General features: G+C 32.8%; 22 protein-coding genes and 1 pseudogene. 11 read left to right on the top strand and 12 right to left on the bottom strand.

The window, feature by feature from the left end:
- Positions 1–28 precede the first annotated feature (28 nt).
- From BLW23_RS12355 to BLW23_RS12365, 3 genes are read right to left on the bottom strand one after another with little or no spacing between them, the layout of a single operon-like run.
- Positions 29–1,852 carry a GNAT family N-acyltransferase gene (locus BLW23_RS12355; RefSeq protein ID WP_093670285.1) on the bottom strand — a complete coding sequence of 608 codons (1,824 nt, stop codon included), beginning with the start codon at positions 1,850–1,852 and terminating at the stop codon, positions 29–31.
- A gap of 50 nt (positions 1,853–1,902) precedes the next feature.
- Entirely contained in the window at positions 1,903–3,159 is a 1,257-nt protein-coding gene (locus tag BLW23_RS12360) for an aspartate kinase (protein ID WP_093670287.1), read from the bottom strand.
- Positions 3,160–3,162: 3 nt separating this feature from the next.
- Positions 3,163–3,645 (bottom strand): GNAT family N-acetyltransferase, encoded by a 483-nt coding sequence (locus BLW23_RS12365; protein ID WP_093670289.1) that lies wholly within the window; start codon positions 3,643–3,645, stop codon positions 3,163–3,165.
- Positions 3,646–3,808: 163 nt separating this feature from the next.
- Here BLW23_RS12365 and fbp point away from each other — a divergent pair, with 163 nt between their 5' ends.
- Both fbp and BLW23_RS12375 read left to right on the top strand, forming a co-directional pair.
- A complete protein-coding gene (gene fbp, locus BLW23_RS12370; protein WP_093670291.1) occupies positions 3,809–4,846 on the top strand; it encodes a class 1 fructose-bisphosphatase in 1,038 nt (345 codons plus the stop codon).
- 286 nt (positions 4,847–5,132) lie between these two features.
- Positions 5,133–5,741 carry a superoxide dismutase gene (locus BLW23_RS12375; protein ID WP_093670293.1) on the top strand — a complete coding sequence of 203 codons (609 nt, stop codon included), beginning with the start codon at positions 5,133–5,135 and terminating at the stop codon, positions 5,739–5,741.
- 88 nt (positions 5,742–5,829) lie between these two features.
- On the opposite strand, the gene BLW23_RS12380 is transcribed toward BLW23_RS12375, so the two are convergent.
- The 3 genes from BLW23_RS12380 to BLW23_RS12390 all read right to left on the bottom strand — a co-directional run bounded on the left by BLW23_RS12380 (position 5,830) and on the right by BLW23_RS12390 (position 9,244).
- Positions 5,830–6,702 (bottom strand): cupin-like domain-containing protein, encoded by an 873-nt coding sequence (locus BLW23_RS12380; RefSeq protein ID WP_093671784.1) that lies wholly within the window; start codon positions 6,700–6,702, stop codon positions 5,830–5,832.
- Between the two features lie 127 nt (positions 6,703–6,829).
- Positions 6,830–7,930: a biotin synthase BioB gene (gene bioB, locus BLW23_RS12385; RefSeq protein ID WP_093670295.1), complete on the bottom strand. Its 1,101-nt coding sequence runs from the start codon at positions 7,928–7,930 to the stop codon at positions 6,830–6,832.
- 153 nt (positions 7,931–8,083) lie between these two features.
- Complete coding sequence (locus BLW23_RS12390) at positions 8,084–9,244, bottom strand: beta-ketoacyl synthase N-terminal-like domain-containing protein (protein ID WP_093671786.1); 1,161 nt, start codon at positions 9,242–9,244, stop codon at positions 8,084–8,086.
- 247 nt (positions 9,245–9,491) lie between these two features.
- On the opposite strand from BLW23_RS12390, the gene BLW23_RS12395 reads away from it, so the two are divergent.
- Positions 9,492–9,923 (top strand): cytochrome c oxidase assembly factor Coa1 family protein, encoded by a 432-nt coding sequence (locus BLW23_RS12395; RefSeq protein WP_093670297.1) that lies wholly within the window; start codon positions 9,492–9,494, stop codon positions 9,921–9,923.
- Here the strand turns inward: BLW23_RS12395 and bioA are convergent.
- From bioA to BLW23_RS12410, 3 genes are all read right to left on the bottom strand, one after another.
- Positions 9,909–11,174, bottom strand: coding sequence for an adenosylmethionine--8-amino-7-oxononanoate transaminase (gene bioA / locus BLW23_RS12400; protein WP_093670299.1), 1,266 nt, complete (start codon positions 11,172–11,174; stop codon positions 9,909–9,911). The genes BLW23_RS12395 and bioA overlap by 15 nt on opposite strands.
- A gap of 34 nt (positions 11,175–11,208) precedes the next feature.
- Entirely contained in the window at positions 11,209–11,820 is a 612-nt protein-coding gene (bioD, locus tag BLW23_RS12405; protein ID WP_093670301.1) for a dethiobiotin synthase, read from the bottom strand.
- 82 nt (positions 11,821–11,902) lie between these two features.
- Positions 11,903–13,057 carry an aminotransferase class I/II-fold pyridoxal phosphate-dependent enzyme gene (locus BLW23_RS12410; protein ID WP_093670303.1) on the bottom strand — a complete coding sequence of 385 codons (1,155 nt, stop codon included), beginning with the start codon at positions 13,055–13,057 and terminating at the stop codon, positions 11,903–11,905.
- A gap of 98 nt (positions 13,058–13,155) precedes the next feature.
- Here BLW23_RS12410 and BLW23_RS12415 point away from each other — a divergent pair, with 98 nt between their 5' ends.
- The 4 genes from BLW23_RS12415 to BLW23_RS12430 are packed head-to-tail and all read left to right on the top strand — an operon-like array spanning position 13,156 to position 15,530.
- Positions 13,156–13,389, top strand: a complete 234-nt coding sequence (locus BLW23_RS12415) for a thioredoxin family protein (protein ID WP_093671788.1) — start codon at positions 13,156–13,158, stop codon at positions 13,387–13,389.
- Between the two features lie 58 nt (positions 13,390–13,447).
- Positions 13,448–14,041: a MarR family winged helix-turn-helix transcriptional regulator gene (locus tag BLW23_RS12420; RefSeq protein ID WP_093670305.1), complete on the top strand. Its 594-nt coding sequence runs from the start codon at positions 13,448–13,450 to the stop codon at positions 14,039–14,041.
- A gap of 21 nt (positions 14,042–14,062) precedes the next feature.
- Positions 14,063–14,800, top strand: coding sequence for an AAA family ATPase (locus BLW23_RS12425; RefSeq protein WP_093670307.1), 738 nt, complete (start codon positions 14,063–14,065; stop codon positions 14,798–14,800).
- Positions 14,775–15,530, top strand: a complete 756-nt coding sequence (locus BLW23_RS12430; RefSeq protein ID WP_093670309.1) for a YggS family pyridoxal phosphate-dependent enzyme — start codon at positions 14,775–14,777, stop codon at positions 15,528–15,530. Before BLW23_RS12425 ends, BLW23_RS12430 begins: the two co-directional genes overlap by 26 nt.
- A gap of 37 nt (positions 15,531–15,567) precedes the next feature.
- Here the strand turns inward: BLW23_RS12430 and nhaC are convergent.
- Positions 15,568–17,036: pseudogene (gene nhaC, locus BLW23_RS12435) on the bottom strand (Na+/H+ antiporter NhaC).
- Between the two features lie 79 nt (positions 17,037–17,115).
- Here nhaC and BLW23_RS12440 point away from each other — a divergent pair.
- Positions 17,116–18,132 (top strand): metal-dependent hydrolase, encoded by a 1,017-nt coding sequence (locus BLW23_RS12440; protein ID WP_093670311.1) that lies wholly within the window; start codon positions 17,116–17,118, stop codon positions 18,130–18,132.
- 62 nt (positions 18,133–18,194) lie between these two features.
- Here the strand turns inward: BLW23_RS12440 and BLW23_RS12445 are convergent, their stop codons facing one another.
- On the bottom strand, positions 18,195–19,394 hold the full coding sequence (locus tag BLW23_RS12445; RefSeq protein WP_093670313.1) for an aminotransferase class I/II-fold pyridoxal phosphate-dependent enzyme: 1,200 nt from the start codon (positions 19,392–19,394) through the stop codon (positions 18,195–18,197).
- Positions 19,395–19,558: 164 nt separating this feature from the next.
- On the opposite strand from BLW23_RS12445, the gene BLW23_RS12450 reads away from it, so the two are divergent.
- On the top strand, positions 19,559–20,017 hold the full coding sequence (locus BLW23_RS12450; protein WP_093670315.1) for an Lrp/AsnC family transcriptional regulator: 459 nt from the start codon (positions 19,559–19,561) through the stop codon (positions 20,015–20,017).
- 3 nt (positions 20,018–20,020) lie between these two features.
- Here BLW23_RS12450 and BLW23_RS12455 read toward each other — a convergent pair whose 3' ends face one another.
- A complete protein-coding gene (locus tag BLW23_RS12455; RefSeq protein ID WP_093670317.1) occupies positions 20,021–20,494 on the bottom strand; it encodes a retropepsin-like aspartic protease in 474 nt (157 codons plus the stop codon).
- An 81-nt stretch (positions 20,495–20,575) separates the two neighbouring features.
- On the opposite strand from BLW23_RS12455, the gene BLW23_RS12460 reads away from it, so the two are divergent.
- Together BLW23_RS12460 and BLW23_RS12465 are read left to right on the top strand one after the other, a co-directional pair.
- Entirely contained in the window at positions 20,576–21,340 is a 765-nt protein-coding gene (locus BLW23_RS12460; protein WP_093670319.1) for a TatD family hydrolase, read from the top strand.
- The gene (locus BLW23_RS12465) at positions 21,333–21,827 is read left to right on the top strand and encodes a methylated-DNA--[protein]-cysteine S-methyltransferase (protein ID WP_093670321.1); all 495 of its coding nucleotides are present in this window, start codon (positions 21,333–21,335) and stop codon (positions 21,825–21,827) included. Before BLW23_RS12460 ends, BLW23_RS12465 begins: the two co-directional genes overlap by 8 nt.
- The last annotated feature ends 378 nt before the right edge of the window (positions 21,828–22,205 follow it).

The following is a 22,205-nucleotide window of genomic DNA, read 5'->3' on the forward strand; positions in this document are numbered from 1 at the left end:
GGAGACTTTTTTTATTACTTTTTTGTTTTTATTCCTGCTCTACACCAACGTTGGCCGATTCACTAGCTCTTCTTTCCAACTCAGCCTGAAACTCCTCCATAACGGGCTTAACAGTACTATCGGGTATATCGGAAACTTTAATATACATTAACCCATCAACAGCGTTATTAAATTTTGGATCAACGTTAAATGCTACTAATCTCGCATTCTGTTTTACATACTTCTTTATTAAAACTGGTATCCTTAAAGCCCCAGGTTCAATTTCATCAATTATTTTATCGAACTTCTGCATATCTGCTTCAGTTTCATCAAAAACAAAATCTTTATCTGTATCCTTTAATTTTACTTTAAATTCTTTCTTTGGACGAATATATTGAGCAATATAAGGGTCGTAATAGTGAGATTTCATAAACTCAATCATAAGCGATTTAGAAAACTCTGAAAACTGATTACTTATGCTTACTCCACCAATTAAATATTTATGATCAGGATAACGCAATGTCACATGCACAATACCTTTCCAAAGCAAAAACAACGGCATCGGTTTTTGTTGGTATTGTTTTATAATGAAAGCCCTTCCCATTTCAATTGATGCTTCCATCATCGAATGCAATTCCGGCTCTATTCTAAACAATGTTTGAATATAAAATCCATTTATTCCATACCTCTTATATATTTCCTTTCCAAGTCCCATTCGATATGCTCCTGCCAAGCAGTTCTTCTCGCTATCCCAAAGAAACATATGGTAATAGTACTTATCGTACTTGTCTAAATCTAAAGGTTTATTGGTTCCTTCCCCTACTTCTCTAAACGTAATTTCTCGAAGCCTTCCAATTTCATGAAGTAGATTTGGAATTTGTTTGGCACTTGCGAAAAAGACCTCATAATTTTTACTTTTTAACAAACGAGCGTCAGAAGCTCTTAACTTCTCTACTTCGTTTATAAAAATATCAGGATTTTTCTGGGTAGAAATATTCTTTACCTTTTTCGGAATTTTTAAATGTTGAGATGATAAAATCTTCTGAGGAGATTTTTCATATGGATTGGCCAACATATAAGTCTTTCTTCTTAAAAATTGGTAAAAATCTGGAATTTCTGGATAAGCTTCTTGGTCTTTCACCAAAATTGGCTTTCCTATTCTAACCTTTATGGTTCTATGTTTCTGAGAAAGTAATTCCGACGGCAATTTCGCTGTTCGAAGTGTACCGCTTATCTTGGATAATACATAAAAAAGTTTACTGTTTTTTGCATGGAAATAAATAGGTATTACAGGTACTTTTGCTTTTTTAATTAAACGAACTGCACCCTGTTCCCACTCTTTATCAACTTTCAACTTACCATCACGATAAGTAGACACTTCTCCCGCTGGAAAAATCCCTAAAGGCTTCCCCTCTCTCAAATGTAATAAGGCACTTTTTATTCCCGCTACGCTCGATTTTGCATCTTTATGTCCTTCAAAAGGATTCACAGGCATAACATAAGGTTTTAACGGATCAACCCTATGCAATAAAAAATTAGCTATTATTTTATAATCAGCTCTATGTTCTGCCAAAAGTTTTAATAATAGAATCCCATCTATACCGCCCAATGGATGGTTAGATATCGTAATAAAAGGACCTTCTTTCGGTATTCTTTTTAAATCCTCCTCTGGAATTTCAAACTCAATTTGAAACTCATCCAACAAACCATTTAAAAAAGGTAAATCTTTTTTATGCTTGTGTTTATTGTATACCTCATTGACTTTTGAGATACGTAAAATCTTCATCAACAACCAACCTGAAAACGTTCCAAAGACTCCAAATTTGTCGGCTCCAATTGCTTTTGCAACCTCTTTCGGTGTTACTAATCCCATATTTAGATTTAGTTAGACATAACTGCAAATATAGAGTAAATTTATGAGCTTTACATGTTTTCTTGGATGACTAATTGCGCCGTTTCAGTATTTATTTGTCGGATTAAAGATTTACCACGCTTTCTAATTGTATTGATCGCATTATCATCAAAATGTCTAATTGTATATAAAGTTACATCTCTGTAGGACTTAATATTATAAGATTCTTGAAGTTCTTCATGAAACTTTTCGAAGTTCTTAAACTTATCATCAACACATACAGAAAAACTCAAAGCAGAATTTTGAATCAAATTCACTTTTAACCTGTATTCATGTAGTTTTTTGAACACATGACTAATATTATTTTCTACCATAAAAGAAAAGTCTTTTGCTGATATAGATATCAAGATTTGACTCTTCTTCACAATAAAACATGAAACCAAAGGATTTAACTGAACTCCTTTACTAACTTTTGTTCCTTGCTTGTTTAAATCATCAAAAGAACGAACGTTTAATGGAATATCTTTTTTCTCTAAAGGTTGTATTGTTTTTGGATGTATTACCGATGCTCCATAAAACGCCATTTCAATGGCCTCAGTATATGAAATTTCTTGTAATAACTCTGTCTCCGAAAAAACCCTTGGATCGGCGTTTAACACCCCTTCCACATCTTTCCAAATAGTAACACTTTCAGCGTTTAAACAATACGCAAAAACACCAGCAGTATAATCCGAACCTTCTCTACCAAGTGTTGTCGTTACATCATTATTGCTTCCAATGAAACCTTGGGTGATATTCAATTTTTGAACATCCACTTTTTCTTTAATAATACTTCCAGTTAGTTCCCAATCAATTTTGGCATCTCTATGATTGGCGTCAGTTTTGATATATTCTCTAACATCTAACCATGTATTTTGAATACCAACTTTCTTTAAATATTGGCTAACGATTGTAGTCGACAATAATTCTCCATATCCTACAATTTGATCGTAAACATAATTGTATTTTCTCGATTCATTATTAATTAGAAAACCACTAAGCTTGCCAAACAAATCGTTCACTATATTTTTAACCTCGTGGTTTTCTTCAGTGAACAAATCCTTAATCATGTTATTATGAAATTCTTGAATAAACGTCAAGGCTTCGTTCAAGTTGTTTTGCTTATTGTAGTAGGCTTCAATTAACACCTCAAAGGCATTCGTCATTTTACCCATTGCTGATATTACTACTAAAGTATTTTCAGCTCCTTCATGTTGTAACACTCTTACAACATTTCTTAATGCGTCAGCATCTTTTACAGATGCACCTCCAAACTTAAATATTCTCATTATTTAGTTTTTCTTCACAAATTCTTTTAAACTTTTTTCATTCATCTGTACAACCTGCCAACCATCTAAAATAGTCGCTCCCGTACTTTCATAAAAATCGATAGCACCTTTATTCCAATCTAACACTTCCCAAGAAACCCTTTTGCAACCTTGTACATGAGCATAATTTAACACTGCTGTGTATAAGGCTTTCCCTGCTCCGATTCCTCTTTTTGATTGTGTTACCATTAAATCTTCTAAATGAATAATTCTACCTTTCCATGTCGAATATCTTTCATAAAAAAGTGCCATTCCAACAATGTTCCCATTCGATTCCTCTGCTACAATTGTTTTAAACTTAGGATTTGCAGAAAAACCATCACGTATTAAATCATCTTCAGTAACCTCAACTTCATTAGGTAATTTTTCAAATACCGCTAACTCCTTAATCAAGCCAAGAATTGCTTTCACATCATATACTTCACCGTTTCTAATAATAAAGCCCATTGTCGATTTTTTGTGTAAAGATACTTTGAAAACCTATTGCTGAAAATAATCCAATAATTTAAAACACATCATTTTTATTTGTTGAAAAATTTTAAAGTACGAAAACGTTGTAATAAGATAAAAAGTTGGCATCTTTGTGCTTAGAACCAGAGAATTTTTTAAAATGAATAATAAGCATATGACGCTTGGTGAGTTTATCATCAGCAATCAAAAATCTTTCAAATATTCATCAGGAGAGCTTTCACGCTTGATTAACTCTATTCGTTTAGCTGCCAAAGTAGTTAACCACGAAATTAGAAAAGCGGGCTTAGTTGACATTACTGGTGCTGCAGGAGACATTAATGTTCAAGGTGAAGCACAACAAAAGTTAGATGTTTTAGCGAATAACTTATTCAAGCAAACCCTAATTAACAGGGAAATTGTTTGTGGTATCGCTAGCGAAGAAGAAGATGATTATGTTGTTGTTGAAGGGAACAACAAAGCCAATGAAAACAAATATGTTTTATTAATGGATCCTTTAGATGGGTCTTCAAATATAGATGTAAACGTTTCTGTTGGAACTATTTTTTCTATTTATCGAAGAGTTTCTCCCGTAGGAACTCCTGTTACTCAGGAAGACTTTTTACAAAAAGGTAATGAGCAAGTTGCGGCTGGCTATGTTGCTTATGGAACCTCAACCATGTTAGTTTTCACTACAGGAAACGGTGTAAATGGATTTACTTTAAATCCAGCTATCGGAACGTTTTATTTATCGCATCCGAATATGAAGTTTCCAGAAATAGGTAAAATTTACTCAGTGAGTGAAGGTTATTTTACACATTTCCAAGAAGGGATGAAACGTTTTTTAATTCACTGTAAAGAATTAAACAAAGAAGACAATAGACCTTATACAGCAAGATATATTGGTTCTTTGGTTTCTGATTTCCACAGAAACTTAATAAAAGGAGGAGTTTATATTTATCCTGCAACCGCCATTAATCCAAAAGGAAAACTTCGTCTTTTATACGAATGCAACCCTATGGCTTTTATATGCGAGCAAGCTGGAGGAACGGCGTCTGATGGTTTTACAAGAATTCTTGATATTAAACCAACAGAACTCCATCAAAGAGTTCCTTTTTACTCCGGAAGCAAACAGCTAGTGGCGAAAGCTGAAAGTTTTATGAATGAGTTTTCATCAGATGAAAAACCAGTTTACGAATAGTACAATACCAAATAAATCATAAAGTGCAATGTAAACACTCGTTCATTTTCCCTTTTTCTACATTGAAAAACAATTCCGTAGCTAAGGCTATGCAAGTGTTTTACAGCTTTTGAAAAAGAAAAAAGCAATTTCGTGTTTCTTATAACATTTTAAAATTCATTTGGTATCAATAAATTTTATAGTTTTATAATATTTCCATAAGGCAAACGGTTGTTTGCCTTATTTTTTTATCCTAACTTTACCTTCGTTAAATCAAAAAAATTAAACTTTTAAAAATCAATAAATTATGGCTTTTGAATTACCTGAATTAGGATATGCTCACGACGCTTTAGTACCACATATAGATGCAAAAACTATGGAAATTCATCATGGTAAACACCATGCTGGATATACTAGCAAATTAAATGCTGCTATCGAAGGAACGGACTTATCTGATAAATCTATCGAAGATATTCTTACTAATTTAGATATGAGTAATGGAGCTGTTCGTAACAATGGTGGAGGTTTTTATAACCACTCTTTATTTTGGACAGTAATGAACCCAGAAGATAGAGGTTACTTATCTGGTGAGTTAAAAGATGCAATTGAAGCTGAATTTGGATCAAAAGAAGCTTTTATTGACGCTTTTTCTAAAGCAGCGGCAACTCAATTCGGTTCAGGATGGGCTTGGTTATGTGTTCACAAAGGAGGAAAAGTTGAAGTTTGTTCAACTCCAAATCAAGACAATCCATTAATGCCAGGTGTATCATGTGGAGGAACTCCTATCTTAGGATTAGATGTTTGGGAGCATGCTTACTATTTAAATTATCAAAACCGTCGTCCAGATTATATTGATGCTTTCTTTAAAGTAATCAACTGGAATGAAGTTGAAAGAAGATATGCTGCAGCGAAATAATTGTAGTGCAATTATCGAATAAAAAAAGGACTTGAAAATTTCAAGTCCTTTTTTTATGCTTATCCTACCTGTTATTTCAAGTTATCTTTTAAATTGAAACATTATTTCTCTTATTGGTTCGAGTAATGGCACGCTCATTCTTCCAATCGATCCATTCCTGCCCTTTTAGCCTCCTCATAATATTATCAATAGTTCTCATTACAAAAACATTATAAATAGCCTTTCCTAAATTTCTAGGCTTCCTTGCAATAGCGCGTAAGCTCATTGAAAACCCTGGTGTGATATATCTCATATAATGCCACCATCCTTCGGGCATATAAAGTACATTTCCATGTTCAAGTTCCGCAGTATATCCCTTTGCATTTTTAAGTGCTGGCCATTTTTTAAAGTCTGGATCGTTAAAATCAATATCCTCTCTTGTTATTAAAGAGTTTGGAATTTTATAAAGATATTTATTTTGTTTTTGGTCAAATAAAATACATTTTTTCTTCCCTTCGAAATGAAAATGAAAAATATTAGCTAAATCAATATCATAATGCATAAAAGTATACGAATCACGCCCTCCAAAGAAAAGCATAGGCAAACCTTTCATTAATCGCAATCCAAAATCAGGGAATTTAAAATCCTTTTGAAGTTGCGGAACCTCCTTTAAAACATTCCATAAAAAAATTCTAAATTTAGTAGGTTCTTTTTTTAATAAGTCTACATACTCTCTCATTTTCATTGTAGCATGTGGCTCGTTAAATCCATCTTTATAATCAACAGGTCTATCGTCATATAAAGGAACAGTTTTATCTCCTGCAATCTCTTTCATATAATCCAACGACCATTTTGAATATGCTGGCCAATCTTCAATAAAACGCTCAATAACGACGGGCTTTTGAGGCTTAAAGTAATTCTTAATAAAGTCTTCTTTGGTAATCGTTTTGACTCTATCTACGTTTTGTAATTGTAGTCCCATTGCTTCCAATTTTTCCAAATGTAAAGTTAAGAAATTGTTATGAAGTTTTTTGCATAGTATTTTGTTAAAAAAAGTACCCATCAATATTTAAACTGATGAGTACTATTTTTTTAGGAAATTTTTTCCTCTATTTTTTTCGTATCTCTAGAGCCTCTTTCTTCTTTTGTTCGTTTCTATCAATTTTATGCCCTGGTCTTGTCCATTTTGGCTTTTCACCTAAAGCTTTATACCCTGACTCTTCAGCTTCAACAGATTCTCTTTGCTCATGTTTAAAGAAAGCTTTTTGCGGATTTAACCCTAACTCTTCAAACATCTTCATATCTTCATTAATATCAGGATTTGGTGTCGTTAATAACTTGTCTCCTGCAAATATAGAATTCGCACCAGCAAAGAAACACATTGCTTGCCCTTCTCTACTCATTTGTGTTCTACCAGCCGATAAACGAACTTGCGATTCAGGAAGCACAATACGTGCAGTCGCAACCATTCTTACCATCTCAAAAATATTAACGGGTGGTTGATCTTCCATTGGAGTTCCTTCAACCGCTACCAAAGCATTAATTGGTACTGATTCAGGATGTGGAGAAAACCTTGTTAAAGTTTCAAGCATTCCTGCTCTATCTCCTATACTTTCTCCCATACCAATAATACCTCCTGAACAAACTGTTACATTTGTTTTTCTTACATTTTCAATAGTATCTATCCTATCTTTAAATGCTCTTGTAGAAATTACATCGTCGTAATAATCTTCTGAAGTATCGATATTATGATTATAGGCATATAAACCTGCCTCCGATAAACGCTTTGCTTGATTTTCAGTAACCATTCCTAAGGTACAACATACCTCCATGTCAAGTTTATTAATAGTTCTCACCATATCTAACACTTGATCAAATTCAGGACCATCCTTAACATTTCTCCAAGAAGCTCCCATACAAACTCTTGATGAACCTCCAGATTTTGCTCTCAATGCCTGAGCCTTTACCTGATTTACTGTCATTAAATCATTTCCTTCGATATCTGTATGATAGCGAGCTGCCTGTGGACAATACCCACAATCTTCAGAGCAGCCTCCTGTTTTTATTGATATTAGGGTACTAACTTGTACTGTATTTGGATCGTGATATTTTCTATGCAATGAAGCTGCTTCATATAAAAGCTCCATTAAAGGTTTATTATATATAGCTAATATTTCTTCTTTTGTCCAATCATTTCTTACATCGCTCATAAACTTAAGTTTACTTGTTAGTTGTTTGAAGACTCAAAAGTACTAATAATTAATTTATGCTTTTCACTTTTTTACCGATTAAGTAAGAATTAAACACTCCTGTATTTTGAGCCCATTTTATACTATTCTACTTACCGATCTGGTATAACTGTTCTAAGCTTTTTTGCTAATTAATACAGATACTGCATTACCTCCAAAACCAACGGCATTTATTAATACTTTATTGATGTTTTTTGGTTCTTGTTGTTTTTCTATAAACGGAACATGAATTACCTTTTGATTTTGAATCATTAGAATTGCTAATTCCAAACTTAATAAACCAGAAGTTGCAAAAGTATGCCCGAGTTTCCATTTATTGGTTGTTAAAAAAGGACAATTACTTCCAAATACTTTTTTAATAGCATTCAATTCTGATTCATCTCCCTTTATCGTTCCTGGTGCATGCATTACAATAGCATCAATATCATTTAATTGGTTATCCCCTAATGCCATTCTCATTGATTTCTGAAAACAATCAGCATTAGTTGATATTGATATATTATGTTTTAATACTTCTGTTGCATATCCCACTCCCTCAATAATGGCTAAGGCATTTTCTTGTTCTCCATCTTCTAAACACACAACTGAAGCGCCTTCACCTAATACCATTGTGTTTTTCTTCTTACTTTGATCTAATGCTTTACAAGGAAAATTATCTTGGTTGTTCGCATATACTTTTAAAGCTTTCATTTGAGCAATAGTAAACCCTGTTAACGAAGCTTCACTTCCTCCTACTAAAAACTTATTGGTCATACCCGATAAAATCCAAGCTACACCGTTTAGCAACGAATGTAAGCCTGTTGAGCAAGTAATTGAATGAGATATTTCTGGTCCGTTTGTTTGTAAATCGTGGGCGATCCATGACGAGATATTTCCTAAGGTTGTCGTTGGAGAACTTATAGTTGAAGATTTACCTGTTTCTAAATATTCTTGGTGATATTTCTCGAACAGTGACGTTGCTCCTCTTGAAGAACCTATGTTAATTCCAAAATTATCTACTGGCTTCCACTGAGCATCATTAATGGCTCTGCGTGCAACAAATAATGCATATAAAACGGAATCATCTAAGTCTTTATATTTCAAATCCGACCTACTTAACTCCTGAACTAATTCTCTATCAGAAGTTTTCAACTCAGCAACCCAAGCATTAAAATTTTCGTATTCCCTCTCATTAAGAAAATGCTTCTCTTCATTATAGTTGTCCCAAATTTCCTCAAAAGTACTCCCTAGTGCCGATAACGACGCAATTGAGGTAATGGATATTCTTCTATTCAAACCCAAAAAATTTCCACAAAAATAAAACTAATTATTCCCATTGCCTTCGAATTCTTCTTAGATTTTTAGGTTTTCTAAGGTTTTTCCTTGCCTTTCTTCCTTTAAAAAAATAGATCGAAGGTACGTTCTTAATTATTTCAATCGAAACAAACAATGATTAAAGTACTTTTATTCTTGTAACATTTCCTGTAATTTTAAGTCGTATTAGAACAACTCAATCAAATTTAATCCTAATTTAAAAATTATTATGTCAGATCAGAATCAGAAAAGTTGGTTTAGTAGGAATTGGTTATGGTTCATTCCAGTTAGTGGATGTTTGGGTATTATTTTACTATTTATTTTTGGTATTGGAGCAGCCATTTTTGGAGTTTCAAATATGATCAATAACGCTACTCCTGTAGAATACGCTTTAGAACAAGCCAATAGCAACAACAAAGTACTTTCTGCTCTAGGAAACCCAATTGAAAAAGACGGATTTCCTAATGGTAATATTTCTCTTCATAACAATGATGGAAAAGTAGACTTTTCAATTCCTATCAAAGGAAGTAAAGGTGAAGGTTTTTTAATTGTTCGAGGTATTAAAACCGATGGAGAATGGGCTTTTGAAGATTTATATGTTGAAATAAAAGAAACACAAGAGCAAATAAACTTGCTTGAAAAAGCACTAGAAAGTATCTAATGCTTTTTCAATAGTAGTATATATTTTATGCAATTGCTCGTCTGTAATTACAAAAGGCGCGAGTATGTATATTGTGCTTCCTAACGGACGTAAACAAACTCCATTTTCCATAAAGAAATTAAACAATTGATAACGAAGGTTACCATAACGTTCCATTTCTAAATTCAAATCCAATGCGAATATTACACCTAGCTGACGTGTTTCTTTAACCTTTGGATGGTTCTTTATTTTCTCTTCAAACGTTCTATGAGACTTGATAACACGTTCTATTCTTGTTTGTATTTCATCACTCTGCAACAACTCCACACCAGCCAAGGCAGCAGCGCAAGCCGTTGGATTGGCGGAATAAGTATGACCGTGAAAAAAACCTTTTCCTAATTCATCACTTAAAAACGCATTATAAATTTGTTGAGAACAACTTGTAATTGCCATCGGGACCAAACCAGCAGTTAAAGATTTTGATAGGCATATAATATCAGGTAAATTCTGTAAATATTCAGAAGCAAAGTTTTTACCTGTTTTACCAAACCCTGTCATTACCTCATCTGCAATAGTAACCACTCCCTTATTTTTAGCTATTGCCAAAAGTTCATCTATAAATGCCGCTTCATGCATTTTCATTGCCGCTGCGCCTTGAACCAATGGTTCAAATATAAATGCTGCAACCTTATGATCTGTCAATATCTTTTCAAACTGCTTTTTTACTTCATTAAAATTATTAGCATCAGGAACAGGGATTCGTTCAACATCTATAAAAAAATCTTCAAAAGGACCGTTGTAAACAGACAAGCCTGAAACAGACATTGCCCCAAAAGTATCACCATGGAAACCTCCTTCTAAAGCAATTACTTTATTTCTTTTATCGCCATTATTAAAATGATACTGCAGTGCCATTTTTATGGATACATCAACAGAAGTAGAACCATTATCAGAAAAAAATATTTTTTCTTGATTATCAGGTAGAATTTTAATGAGTTCTTCTGATAGTTTTATAGCGGGTTCGTGAGTGAATCCAGCAAAAACAACATGATCTAGTTGTTCCATTTGCTTTGCAACCTTGTTCGTAATATATGGATTGCAATGCCCATACATACAAGTATACCATGAAGCTATTCCGTCAATATACTCGTTTCCTTTATCATCATAAAGCACAGCTCCTTTTGCCTTTGTTATTGCAATATGATCAGGATGTAATTTATGTTGTGTTAATGGATGCCACAAATGTTTTTTATCACGTTCTCTTAAAGTCATTTTTGTCTTGTTTTATTAAAAGCATGGCTTATTTCTAGAGATTATCTCTGAAAAGATCCGCATATTCTTTAATTACATTCTGATCAAAATAAGGTTCTTCGTCAATTCGTCCTATTACTCGAACATCAGTCATTTTTTCAATGATACTCTCCGTGGTCTTATGCTCCTCTCCTGAATAAACAATGGAAACATCATACCCCTTCTCCTTTAACAATTTTATTGTTAACAGTGAATGATTTATACTTCCTAAATAATGACGAGAAACCACAATAACTTTATAATCTGGTTTAATTACATCTAAAATTGTATCGGTATCATTCAAAGGAACTAATAATCCTCCTGCTCCTTCGATTACTAAATCATTCTCTGTTTCTGGTTCCTGGACAGATTTCAATTCAATAGAAACTCCATCAATTTCGGCCGACGCATGTGGACTCATTGGGGTTTTTAAGGCATATGCATTTTTATGAAAAACAGATTTTTCATTAGATACCAAATCACGAACCTTATCCGTATCGGAATTTTCTAATTCTCCAGCTTGCACTGGCTTCCAGTAATCTGCTTGTAAAGCTTCAGTTACGATAGCTGACACTACTGTTTTACCAACTTCTGTTGAAATTCCAGTTATGAAATACTTTTTTTGCATTAAAAGATAGTTTTACAATCATTACAAACTAATTTCCTCCTTTCAAAAAAAGGAAATAACATAGAGGAAAAACCCTATACTTTTATACAGCAAAGGTAGCAAGCTTCTCTAGAACTTCAGTAATTTGATTGAAAGTATTATAGCTATGTAAACAAAATCGTAATCTTTCTTTACCCTTTGCTACTGTTGGAGATAAAATTGGCTTCACATCAAAGCCGCTAGCCAACAATTTTTTCGCAATTTCTTTCGTTTTTTGATTTCCAGAAATAATACAGCAATGTATGGCAGATGAACTTTCTATAAAGTTTAATTTTAATTCTGCAGCCGTCTTTTTAAAATGCAGAATGTTTTTTTCAAGTAATGCTTTGCTATCTCGACCTTGTTGACTTTGTAAAAGTTCATAAGCTGTTTTTATAGTTGCCAATGTATGTGGCGCCAAACCTGTTGTATAAATAAAACTTCTTGAATAGTTTACTAGAAACTGTTTCAACTCTTTACTACCTAAAACCACAGCACCATGACATCCTAACCCTTTTCCGAATGTGAGTATCCTTGCAAAAATCTTTTCGTTTAATTCCGACTCTTGAGTCGCTCCAAGTCCTTTTTTACCAAATACACCTAAAGCATGAGCTTCATCGACAATAAGGTAAGCTCCATATTTTTCACAGATCTTGCACATAACTTCCAATTCAGGTGAATCTCCATCCATTGAAAAAACTGATTCAGTAACTACATAAATTTCCCGGTCAACGGTATTTTCTTTCTTTGAAAAGGTCTTTAATTTTTCTTCAAGATCAGCTATATTATTATGGTCGAATTTATACGATTTTGCATTCGACAACTGCATCCCATCTCTTATAGAAGCATGAATAAACTCATCATACAAGATAATATCTCCTCGCTGAGGAACACTCGAAAACAAGCCCAAATTAGCATTGTACCCAGAATTAAAAATTAAAGCAGCTTCGGAACTATGTATGCTAGTAAGCTCTTCTTCTACTATATTGTATAATACATGATTTCCAGAAAGTAATCTTGAGCCAGTTGCTCCATTATGATCCCCTTTTATCCTGATCAACAATTCATTAGTCTGAAAGTGAAGTTCATTTGATTTCGCGAAACCAAGATAATCGTTCGAAGAAAAATCTACCAAATTATTTATCTGTCCAAGAGATCGAATTGATTTCTCAGTTTTTCTAAACTCTATTTTTCTAATCAGTTTTTCAGGAAAATTCATGCAGCAAAATTACAAGAGTTTTAAAATAAAATGAAAATTATTTTGTTTAGTTAGGGAACCTAACTATGTTTGTAGAAATAATTATTAAATCAAATACAATGTCAAAATCAATTTTTTACCACGCAGGATGTCCAGTTTGTGTAACAGCAGAAGAAGAAATCGTTACACTTATTGGCAAAAACAATGTTGAAATAGTTCATTTAGGAGAGCAATCCGATAGGGTTTTGGAAGCAGAAAACAATCAAATAAAATCAGTACCTGCTTTATTCACTCCAACAGGAAACGTATTGCATCTAAATTTCGGGGCTTCTTTAGAAGATTTAAAAAATTAACATTTTTTTTGCTTCACATAGTTAGGATTACTAATTTTGTGAAGCAAAATCTTTTATTATGTCTTCTTTCAATCCTATTATTCAAGATAAAAAAATAGACAGCAAAATAGTTGTTTCGTTAGAACGTATTTCTGAGGCCTTTAGAGTTTTGTTATGGGACGAGAGTAAAAAAAACTCTTTAAGTCCAATTCAAATTCAAATACTTATTTTTTTATTATTTCATTCTAAAGAACAATGTAAAGTAAGTTATTTGGCCAAAGAATTCAACATGACCAAAGCTACTATAAGCGATAGCATTAAAGCTTTGCATCGGAAAGAACTTATAAAAAAAGAAAGTGATGTAAACGATACCCGGAGCTATACAATATCACTGAGCACTAAAGGTATGGTAATTGCCAGACAAAGCTCCATTTTTACAAAGCCTTTTGAAAAGACTCTTGAGAACATGGACTCAAACAAAAAGGAGGTAATTTTAGACGGTCTGCTTAACCTAATTTCCAGTTTAAATAAAGCAGAAGTAATTACCATTCAACGTATGTGCACAACATGCAATAACTACTCCTTTGGTAACAATACACACTACTGTAAACTTCTTGAATTAGAACTAAAAACTAATGAACTAAGAATTGATTGCCCCGAACACGCTTCCTAAGCATAAAGAATAATAAAAACTATGAGCTACGATATTATTACGAACCCAGATGCTGTTAAAATTAGTCTAAGTCAACTTCATTTAAGTACTAACAATCAGGAGAAACTAGAGCAATTAATTGATGAATTCAGTTACCTCTCTTTATTAAGAAAATACGACCTATCTGTAACGAACAAAGTATTATTCCATGGAGCCAGTGGTTGTGGTAAAACAGCAACTGCCAAAGCAATAGCCAAAAGACTTCATAAAAAAATTATCACGCTCGATTTGAGTGAGTTTATTTCAAGTAAACTTGGTGAAACTTCTAAAAACATTAGTTTAAGCTTCAAAAAGGCTGCTAGAGAAAATGCCGTTCTATTCATTGATGAATTTGATTCTTTAGGAAAACTAAGAGATTATGACACCAAAGATTCAGGAGAAATGAAACGTGTGGTAAATACTCTGTTACAACTTATCGATCACATTCCAAGCAATATACTCTTAATATGTGCAACTAATTTTATGAAAGTAATTGATCAAGCTCTTTTAAGGCGTTTTGAAATAAAACTTTCCTTTGAGTTACCAACGAGTCATGAACTAGACATTTATTACGATGAGTTATTATCTAGATTTCCGAAAAACTTGCAAGACATTGAAAGAACTTATCATATTTCATATGCAGAAGCTAAGGATATAGCAGAAAACCAAGTAAAAAAAGAAATTATTTTTAAAGAAAAATCGAAAGAAAAAATTCATGAAAACAAACTTGCCTATAATTGAAAATATCAAAGCAATACGTACAAGAATAGAAAAAGCTTGCATTCAATCTAAACGAGATGTATCAGATGTACAACTTCTTTTGGCCACTAAAACCGTTAGTCCAAAAAAAATTAAAATAGCGCTTACCAACAATGAGTATTTAATAGGAGAGAATAAAATCCAAGAAGTTAAAGAAAAGTACGCAGCTCTTAAACCAATTCCGCATGAAAAACATTTTATTGGTCATTTGCAAAGCAATAAAATCAAAGAAATTCTAAAATACGGTGTTACCTGCATTCAATCCTTAGATCGTTTAAGTTTAGCTGAAAAATTACAGAAAAGGCTTCTTTATGAAGACAAGCATATAGATGTATTTATTCAAATAAACACCTCTGCCGAAGAAAGTAAGTTTGGTGTTTCTCCAGACCATACTATTGATTTGATAAAAAAAACAGCTTCTTTTGATCGCATACATATCAAAGGACTCATGACTATAGGGCTATTTAGTGATGACAAAGAAAAAGTACGAGCATGCTTTCAGCTTTTAAAACAACTTCAGCAAAAAATTATCTCAGAAAACATCCCCAATGTTTCTATGAAAGAAATTTCAATGGGCATGAGTGGAGATTTAGAAATTGCTATTGAAGAAGGTGCTACTATTATCAGAGTAGGAACAGCTATTTTTGGAGAAAGAGCTTATCCTGATAGTTATTATTGGAATGAGAACATAGATAATAATGTTATTCAATAAAATCTTCATTTAACATTTACTTTTAAGAACTGAATAACTAGTCCTTTTTAATAATCTGTCTAATTTTAATTCTAAAGGCAGCAAATAACAACGTCATAAACGGACTCAACCAATTGAATACGGCGAAGGCCGCATATTCACCCACTCCAACACCTAAAACACTAGACTGATATGCTCCACAAGTATTCCAAGGAATTAACACAGAAGTAACTGTTCCTGAATCTTCCAAAGTTCTACTTAAATTTTCAGGAGCTAGGTTTCTATCTTCAAAAGCTTTTTTAAACATTTTACCAGGAATTACAATCGCCAAATATTGATCAGAAGCAATTGCATTTAATCCTAAACAACTGACAACTGTACTCGCAAACAATCCAAATATATTACTTGCCAATGACAACAAAGACTTGGTAATTCTAGACAATGCTCCAATTGCGTCCATGACTCCACCAAAAACCATAGCACAAATAATTAAAAAGATAGTCCATAACATTCCTTTCATACCTCCAGCACTAAATAATTCAGTCAACTTTTCATTATTTGTTGTGATTTGAGTATCTGTAAAAATTGCGCTAACGATAGATTGCATTTTTGACTCTGACAATACCATTAACACATCAGATTGAAATAATATCGCGAAACCCCCGCCAATACAACACCTGTTCCTAAAGCAATTAATGGTTTCGTTTTCATTAAAATCATTGCTATTACCACTAAAGGCACAACAAACAACCAAGGTGTTATATTAAATGAACTATCAATAGATCCTAATAGCGCACTGATATCAGCACTTCCTGAAGTTTCAATTGTTGCACTTAATACTGCAAAGACCACTAGTGTTATTAATATCGTCGGAACTGTCGTAAAAGTCATGTACTTTATATGCGTAAACAAATCAGTTCCTGCCATTGCTGGCGCTAAATTTGTTGTATCCGATAACGGAGACATCTTATCTCCAAAATAGGCTCCCGAAATTACCGCTCCCGCAATCATTCCTGAAGGGATCCCTAAAGCACTTCCGATTCCAACTAAGGCAATACCAACAGTAGCCGAAGTAGTCCAAGAACTTCCCGTGGCAATCGATATAATTGCTGCAATAATAACTGAGGCAGGTAAAAATATTTCAGGGCTCAAAACTTGCAACCCATAATACACCATTGCAGGAATTATCCCACTTACTAACCAAGTTCCAGCTAAAGCTCCAACTAAGAATAAAATCATAATTGGAATAAGAACACTCTTCCAATTTTCAACAACTTCATTTATCATTCTTTTTAAAGGAACCTTATTTAAAAATCCCATAATTGCAGCGGCTAAACCTCCAATAAGTAATATAAATTGATTCGAGTAATCTCCTAACCAAACACCATCAGCAAAAAAAATGTTATATGCTAAAAGTGCCATTAAAAACAAAACTGGAATAAGAGCTTCTTTCATACTCAACTCTTTATTATCCAAAATCTTTTGATCTTCAATTTTTATTTCGGTTAAATTTTTACCCTCTTGCATTGTTTAGTTTTTAGAAGTGTAATGTTACCATTTTTAAAAGAATTACACAAATTGAAACAGTTTAGTACATTTGCTTACTATGGATTCATTAACTCAAATTGTTTTAGGTGCAGCATGTGGTGAAGTTGCGCTTGGTAAAAAAATCGGAAATAAGGCAATGCTCTTTGGAGCTATTGGTGGCACCATACCTGATTTGGATGTGATATTCGGAAAACTTATTTACCACAATGAAATTGATGCTATGGCGTTCCATAGAGGGTTCATGCATTCCTTTCTCTTTTCTTTTATAGGAGCTTACTTGTTTGGCAAACTAACTTTTTACTTATATAACAAGGGGAAAAGAAAAAACACAACGGTTACCAAAGATTGGATATGGTTATTTTTCCTATCCCTTTTAACTCATCCGATATTAGACTCTTTTACTCCGTATGGCACACAACTATTTTTACCTTTTTCAAGTTATAGAGTTGCCTTCAATAACATTTCCGTAGTTGATCCTTTGTACACCCTTCCATTCCTGTTACTTCTAATTACAGCGATGTTTTTCAATAGAAAAAGTACAAAAAGGAGAAAACTTGTAAAGCTTAGTTTGTACCTAAGTTCATTTTATATGCTACTAACTATTGTCAATAAACTTTACATAGACACCGTTTTTAAAGAATCTTTTAATGAAGCGAAAATTTCCTATACAAGATATTCTGTTCAACCTACTATTTTAAATAACTTTTTATGGTATGGAATCGCCGAAACCGAAAAAAATTTCAAAGTTGGGTTTTATTCTCTTTTCGATGCCAAAAAAGGAATCGACACGATCCTTACCATTCAAAAGAAACATGATTTACTCGACATTAATCATCCAGACATTCAAACTTTAGCTTGGTTTAGTAATGATTATTTCAACTTAGAAAAGGACTCCACTCAATATATATATTACGATTTACGATATCCTCTATTAAATCCAAACGATACGAAAACCTCGGTTTTTAAATTTGATTTAAAAAAAGTTAATGATCGATGGGACATTCTTCCCTTCAAAGGAAATCCCCCATCAAAAGAAGATTTTAGCCTATTCTTAGAAAGAATAAAAGGGAAATAAAAACCCTGCTAAAAAAGCAGGGTTCACCTTATTCACAATAATATGCTTAATGGATTAGCTCCTTACAGAACACCAATCTCTAACATACACTCTTTAATTATTTCATAAGTTCTTTCGATATCATTATCCAATCCAATTGAAAATCGAATAAGTCCATCGGTAAGTCCCATTTCCTTTTGTTCATCCAAAGGAATTTCAGAAGATGTTGACGTTCCTGGTGCAGAAAACAATGTTTTATAAAAACCTAAACTTACTGCCAAATATCCAATATTTCTTCCTTGCATTAACTCCATTAATAAGTTTGCTTTCTCCAAAGAACCAGCATCAATAGTTAGCATTCCACCAAATCCGTATTCCTTATTCATCATTTCTTTGAAAATCGCATGAGATGGATGGGAGGTTAATCCTGGATATACAGTTTTCAATCCAACTGCTTCAAATTTCTGGGCTAAATACATGGCATTTTTGCTATGTTGCTTCATACGAAGATGCAAGGTTCTCATATTTTTTAATATAGAAGCCGAACGCATAGAATCCATAGAAGCTCCTAATAGCATGCTAGCTCCATCAATTACGCTTTTCTGAGAATTTACAAAATCAGATGTACCACAAACAACTCCACCCATCGTATCTGAATTACCATTAATAAACTTTGTTAAGCTATGGATAACAACGTCGGCTCCTAGTTGAACAGGGGATATTGATAGTGGTGAAAACGTATTATCAACTACCAGTTTTAAATTATGTTTTTTTGCAAGTTTAGCCAACCCTTTTATATCTGCTACTTCTAACAATGGATTACTAACACTTTCACAATAAATCATTTTTGTATTCGAATTGATTGCCTTTTCTACCGCATCGAGCTTTGTTATATCAACAAATGATGTTTGAATATTCATACGCGGCGTAAAGTTTTTGAGGAAGGCATAAGTTCCTCCATAAATAGTTCTACTAGATACTATATGATCACCAGCTCCACATATTTGTAAAATAGTAGGTGTTATAGCTCCCATACCAGAAGCGGTAACATTTGCCGTTTCCGTTCCTTCCATGGCTGCCAATGCCTCACCCAAATACAAGTTAGAAGGAGAAGAATGACGTGAGTATAAATAACAACCATCTGTGTTTCCTTCAAAAGTATCAAACATTGTTTTGGCACTTAAAAAAGTATAGGTTGACGAATCCGACACCGAAGGGTTTACTCCTCCGAACTCTCCAAAATATTGTAAATCTTGGATATTATTAGCTGGTTTAAATTCCATTAAAAGTAAATTTTACTGTTTATTTAATACTAAATTCACTTTTTATTGATAAAAAATCAATCAAAAACTTAAAATATAGATATTTTTTCTATTTTTAATCTATAAATTTAATAAAGAGATGAAAAAACACTTCACTTCTCACCTTTTCTTAGATAATTTTTCAGATGAGATTAGATCAAACAGATAAAAAGCTATTAAACCTTTTACAAAAGGATAGTAAACAAACAACTAAAAGTCTATCGCTACAATTAAATTTATCGGTAACAGCTGTTTATGAAAGAATTAAAAAACTTGAAAAAGATCAAGTTATTCAGCAATATACAGCCCTTATTGATAAAAATAAAATAGACAAGTCCTTGCTTGTGTTCTGTCATATTAGACTAGAAAAACATACGAAAGAATACATCGCTGTATTTGAAAACGAAATAAACAAGTTATCAGAAGTAATTGAATGCTTTCATCTAAGCGGAGAGTATGATTATGTATTAAAAATTTACATTAAAGACATGCAAGCTTACAGAGAATTTATGGTAAATAAAATTACTGGCTTAAAACACATAGGAAGCACTCACAGTGTATTTACTATAAGTGAAGTGAAAAATACTACAGCAATTGATTTATAAGGCTTAAAACGGTAATTTAATCACCTTTTTTTTCTTTGGTTTTTTAAGATATAAATATTTAGTACTATAATCAATAAAAGCTTTTCCCGACTCCAAAACATCGGCTCCAATTATTCCTTGTACTTCTTTAGCATTCTGCTGCGTTAAAGCAGCATTGACATGAGACAAATCAAAAAGAACTAAATCGCAATTTGTACTTTTCCAGTCTCCAATTTTTAAAGAATTATTTTGAGATCTCTGAGTTTCCATATCTGTTGCACCAGCTCCCGCAGCTTTTATTTCACTTTCTTCAGAAATGAGATTGAAATACTCCTTCAAATCTAAACCCACACAAGAATTAGAAGCTCCGGTATCTAAAATAAATCTACCTTTAATTCCATTGATTTTTGCCTTTACTTCAAGATGGTTCGTTACAATTTTTTTCAATTTGATTTTTAGATACTTCTTTTTCTTTAATACTTTTTTCAAACTTGCCATTTCTTGTACTTTTGTACCACAAAGATACAACTGAATTATTACATAAAATCAATGTAATAGTTAAACCAATTCATAAATTAAATGATTACTGACACGCATACACATTTATATTCTGAGCAATTTGATGAAGACAGAAAAACTATGATTGAAAGAGCAAAAGACGCAGGAGTTTCACGTTTTTTTATCCCTGCCATCGACAGCTCTTATATGGATAGAATGTTGGATTTAGAACAAAATTTTTCCAATGATGTTTTTTTAATGATGGGATTACACCCAACCTCAGTGAAAGAAAATTACAAAGAAGAATTAACTTTCGTTAAAAAGTGGATTGATCAAAGAGATTTCTGTGCTATTGGAGAAATAGGAATTGATTTGTATTGGGATAAAACGTTTTTAGCACAGCAACAGGAAGCTTTTAAAACTCAGATTCAATGGGCCAAAGAGAAAAAGTTACCAATTGTTATTCATTGTAGAGATGCTTTTGATGAAATCTTTGAAATTTTAGAAGAAGAAAAATCAGACGACTTATTTGGAATATTCCACTGCTTTACTGGAACTCTTGAACAAGCTAAACAAGCTATTTCCTACAATATGAAATTAGGAATTGGCGGAGTCGCTACCTTTAAGAATGGTAAAATCGATACGTTTTTAAACGAAATAGATTTGAAGCATATTGTTTTAGAAACCGATTCTCCCTATCTAGCCCCTACTCCATACAGAGGAAAACGCAATGAAAGCAGCTATATAATAAATGTGATTGATAAATTGGTTGATATTTACGGTTTAAGTTTCGAAGAAATTTCCGAAATTACAACTCAAAATTCAAAAAACGTATTTGGTGTCTGACTTAAAAACAGCATATTGTAAAACCCCGTTAGGAATTACTAAAATAATAGGTGATGATAACGGGGTGCAATCAGTTTCTCTTTTAAATGAAGATATAAGTATTGATGAATTACAAAGCACTTCTTCCCCTCTGCCCATAAAAAACTGCATTCAACAGCTCCATGAATATTTTGAAGGAACGAGAAAAGAGTTTTCAGTAAAGCTAAATCCACAAGGAACAGAGTTTCAACAAAAAGTATGGACTGCTTTACTTGATATTCCTTTCGGAAGAACAAAAAGCTATTTAGAGCAATCAAAGAAGTTAGGCGATGTAAAAGCGATCAGAGCCGTTGCTTCCGCAAATGGTAAAAATCCCGTATGGATCTTGATTCCTTGTCACAGAGTTATTGGATCTGATGGTTCTTTAACGGGATATGCTGGAGGTATTTGGAGGAAAAAGTGGCTTCTAGAACATGAAAGTGGCAGTAAACAACAAACTCTCTTTTAAAAACAAAGACTTCTCTAAAAACTTAAAAAACTAACAAACAATCAATTAAAAAAACAAACACGACATTTTATGTCTCATTTCCTACCTTTTTAGTATGTTTTTAAAAAATAATAGTAAACATCCATACTTCACTACACTAACCACTTGATTTTCAATATACATTTGCCTCAGAAAAATTAAATAAATATTTTAAATAATTATTCAATGAAAATAAGGGCTACAGAGATATTGAAGCATAACTATTTCGTTAACAGCGAGTTTTTATTAAAAGAAAAGTTGTTTTATTATTATTTTTTTGTATCTTGTTGAAAGTTTCTCGATAATTTAAATCATCCCCTAAAAATGAAAAAAACAAAAACTACAAAAATTCTGCCTGCT

It is taken from the genome of Tenacibaculum sp. MAR_2009_124, from assembly GCF_900105455.1.
Classification (GTDB): Bacteria; Bacteroidota; Bacteroidia; order Flavobacteriales; family Flavobacteriaceae; genus Polaribacter.

Coding starts and splice junctions, on each gene's coding strand:
- BLW23_RS12355 (WP_093670285.1), bottom strand. CDS start 1,852: ATGGGATTAGTAACACCGAAAGAGGTTGCAAAAGCAATTGGAGCCGAC.
- BLW23_RS12360 (WP_093670287.1), bottom strand. CDS start 3,159: ATGAGAATATTTAAGTTTGGAGGTGCATCTGTAAAAGATGCTGACGCA.
- BLW23_RS12365 (WP_093670289.1), bottom strand. CDS start 3,645: ATGGGCTTTATTATTAGAAACGGTGAAGTATATGATGTGAAAGCAATT.
- fbp (WP_093670291.1), top strand. CDS start 3,809: ATGAATAATAAGCATATGACGCTTGGTGAGTTTATCATCAGCAATCAA.
- BLW23_RS12375 (WP_093670293.1), top strand. CDS start 5,133: ATGGCTTTTGAATTACCTGAATTAGGATATGCTCACGACGCTTTAGTA.
- BLW23_RS12380 (WP_093671784.1), bottom strand. CDS start 6,702: ATGGGACTACAATTACAAAACGTAGATAGAGTCAAAACGATTACCAAA.
- bioB (WP_093670295.1), bottom strand. CDS start 7,930: ATGAGCGATGTAAGAAATGATTGGACAAAAGAAGAAATATTAGCTATA.
- BLW23_RS12395 (WP_093670297.1), top strand. CDS start 9,492: ATGTCAGATCAGAATCAGAAAAGTTGGTTTAGTAGGAATTGGTTATGG.
- bioA (WP_093670299.1), bottom strand. CDS start 11,174: ATGACTTTAAGAGAACGTGATAAAAAACATTTGTGGCATCCATTAACA.
- bioD (WP_093670301.1), bottom strand. CDS start 11,820: ATGCAAAAAAAGTATTTCATAACTGGAATTTCAACAGAAGTTGGTAAA.
- BLW23_RS12410 (WP_093670303.1), bottom strand. CDS start 13,057: ATGAATTTTCCTGAAAAACTGATTAGAAAAATAGAGTTTAGAAAAACT.
- BLW23_RS12415 (WP_093671788.1), top strand. CDS start 13,156: ATGTCAAAATCAATTTTTTACCACGCAGGATGTCCAGTTTGTGTAACA.
- BLW23_RS12420 (WP_093670305.1), top strand. CDS start 13,448: ATGTCTTCTTTCAATCCTATTATTCAAGATAAAAAAATAGACAGCAAA.
- BLW23_RS12425 (WP_093670307.1), top strand. CDS start 14,063: ATGAGCTACGATATTATTACGAACCCAGATGCTGTTAAAATTAGTCTA.
- BLW23_RS12430 (WP_093670309.1), top strand. CDS start 14,775: ATGAAAACAAACTTGCCTATAATTGAAAATATCAAAGCAATACGTACA.
- BLW23_RS12440 (WP_093670311.1), top strand. CDS start 17,116: ATGGATTCATTAACTCAAATTGTTTTAGGTGCAGCATGTGGTGAAGTT.
- BLW23_RS12445 (WP_093670313.1), bottom strand. CDS start 19,394: ATGGAATTTAAACCAGCTAATAATATCCAAGATTTACAATATTTTGGA.
- BLW23_RS12450 (WP_093670315.1), top strand. CDS start 19,559: ATGAGATTAGATCAAACAGATAAAAAGCTATTAAACCTTTTACAAAAG.
- BLW23_RS12455 (WP_093670317.1), bottom strand. CDS start 20,494: ATGGCAAGTTTGAAAAAAGTATTAAAGAAAAAGAAGTATCTAAAAATC.
- BLW23_RS12460 (WP_093670319.1), top strand. CDS start 20,576: ATGATTACTGACACGCATACACATTTATATTCTGAGCAATTTGATGAA.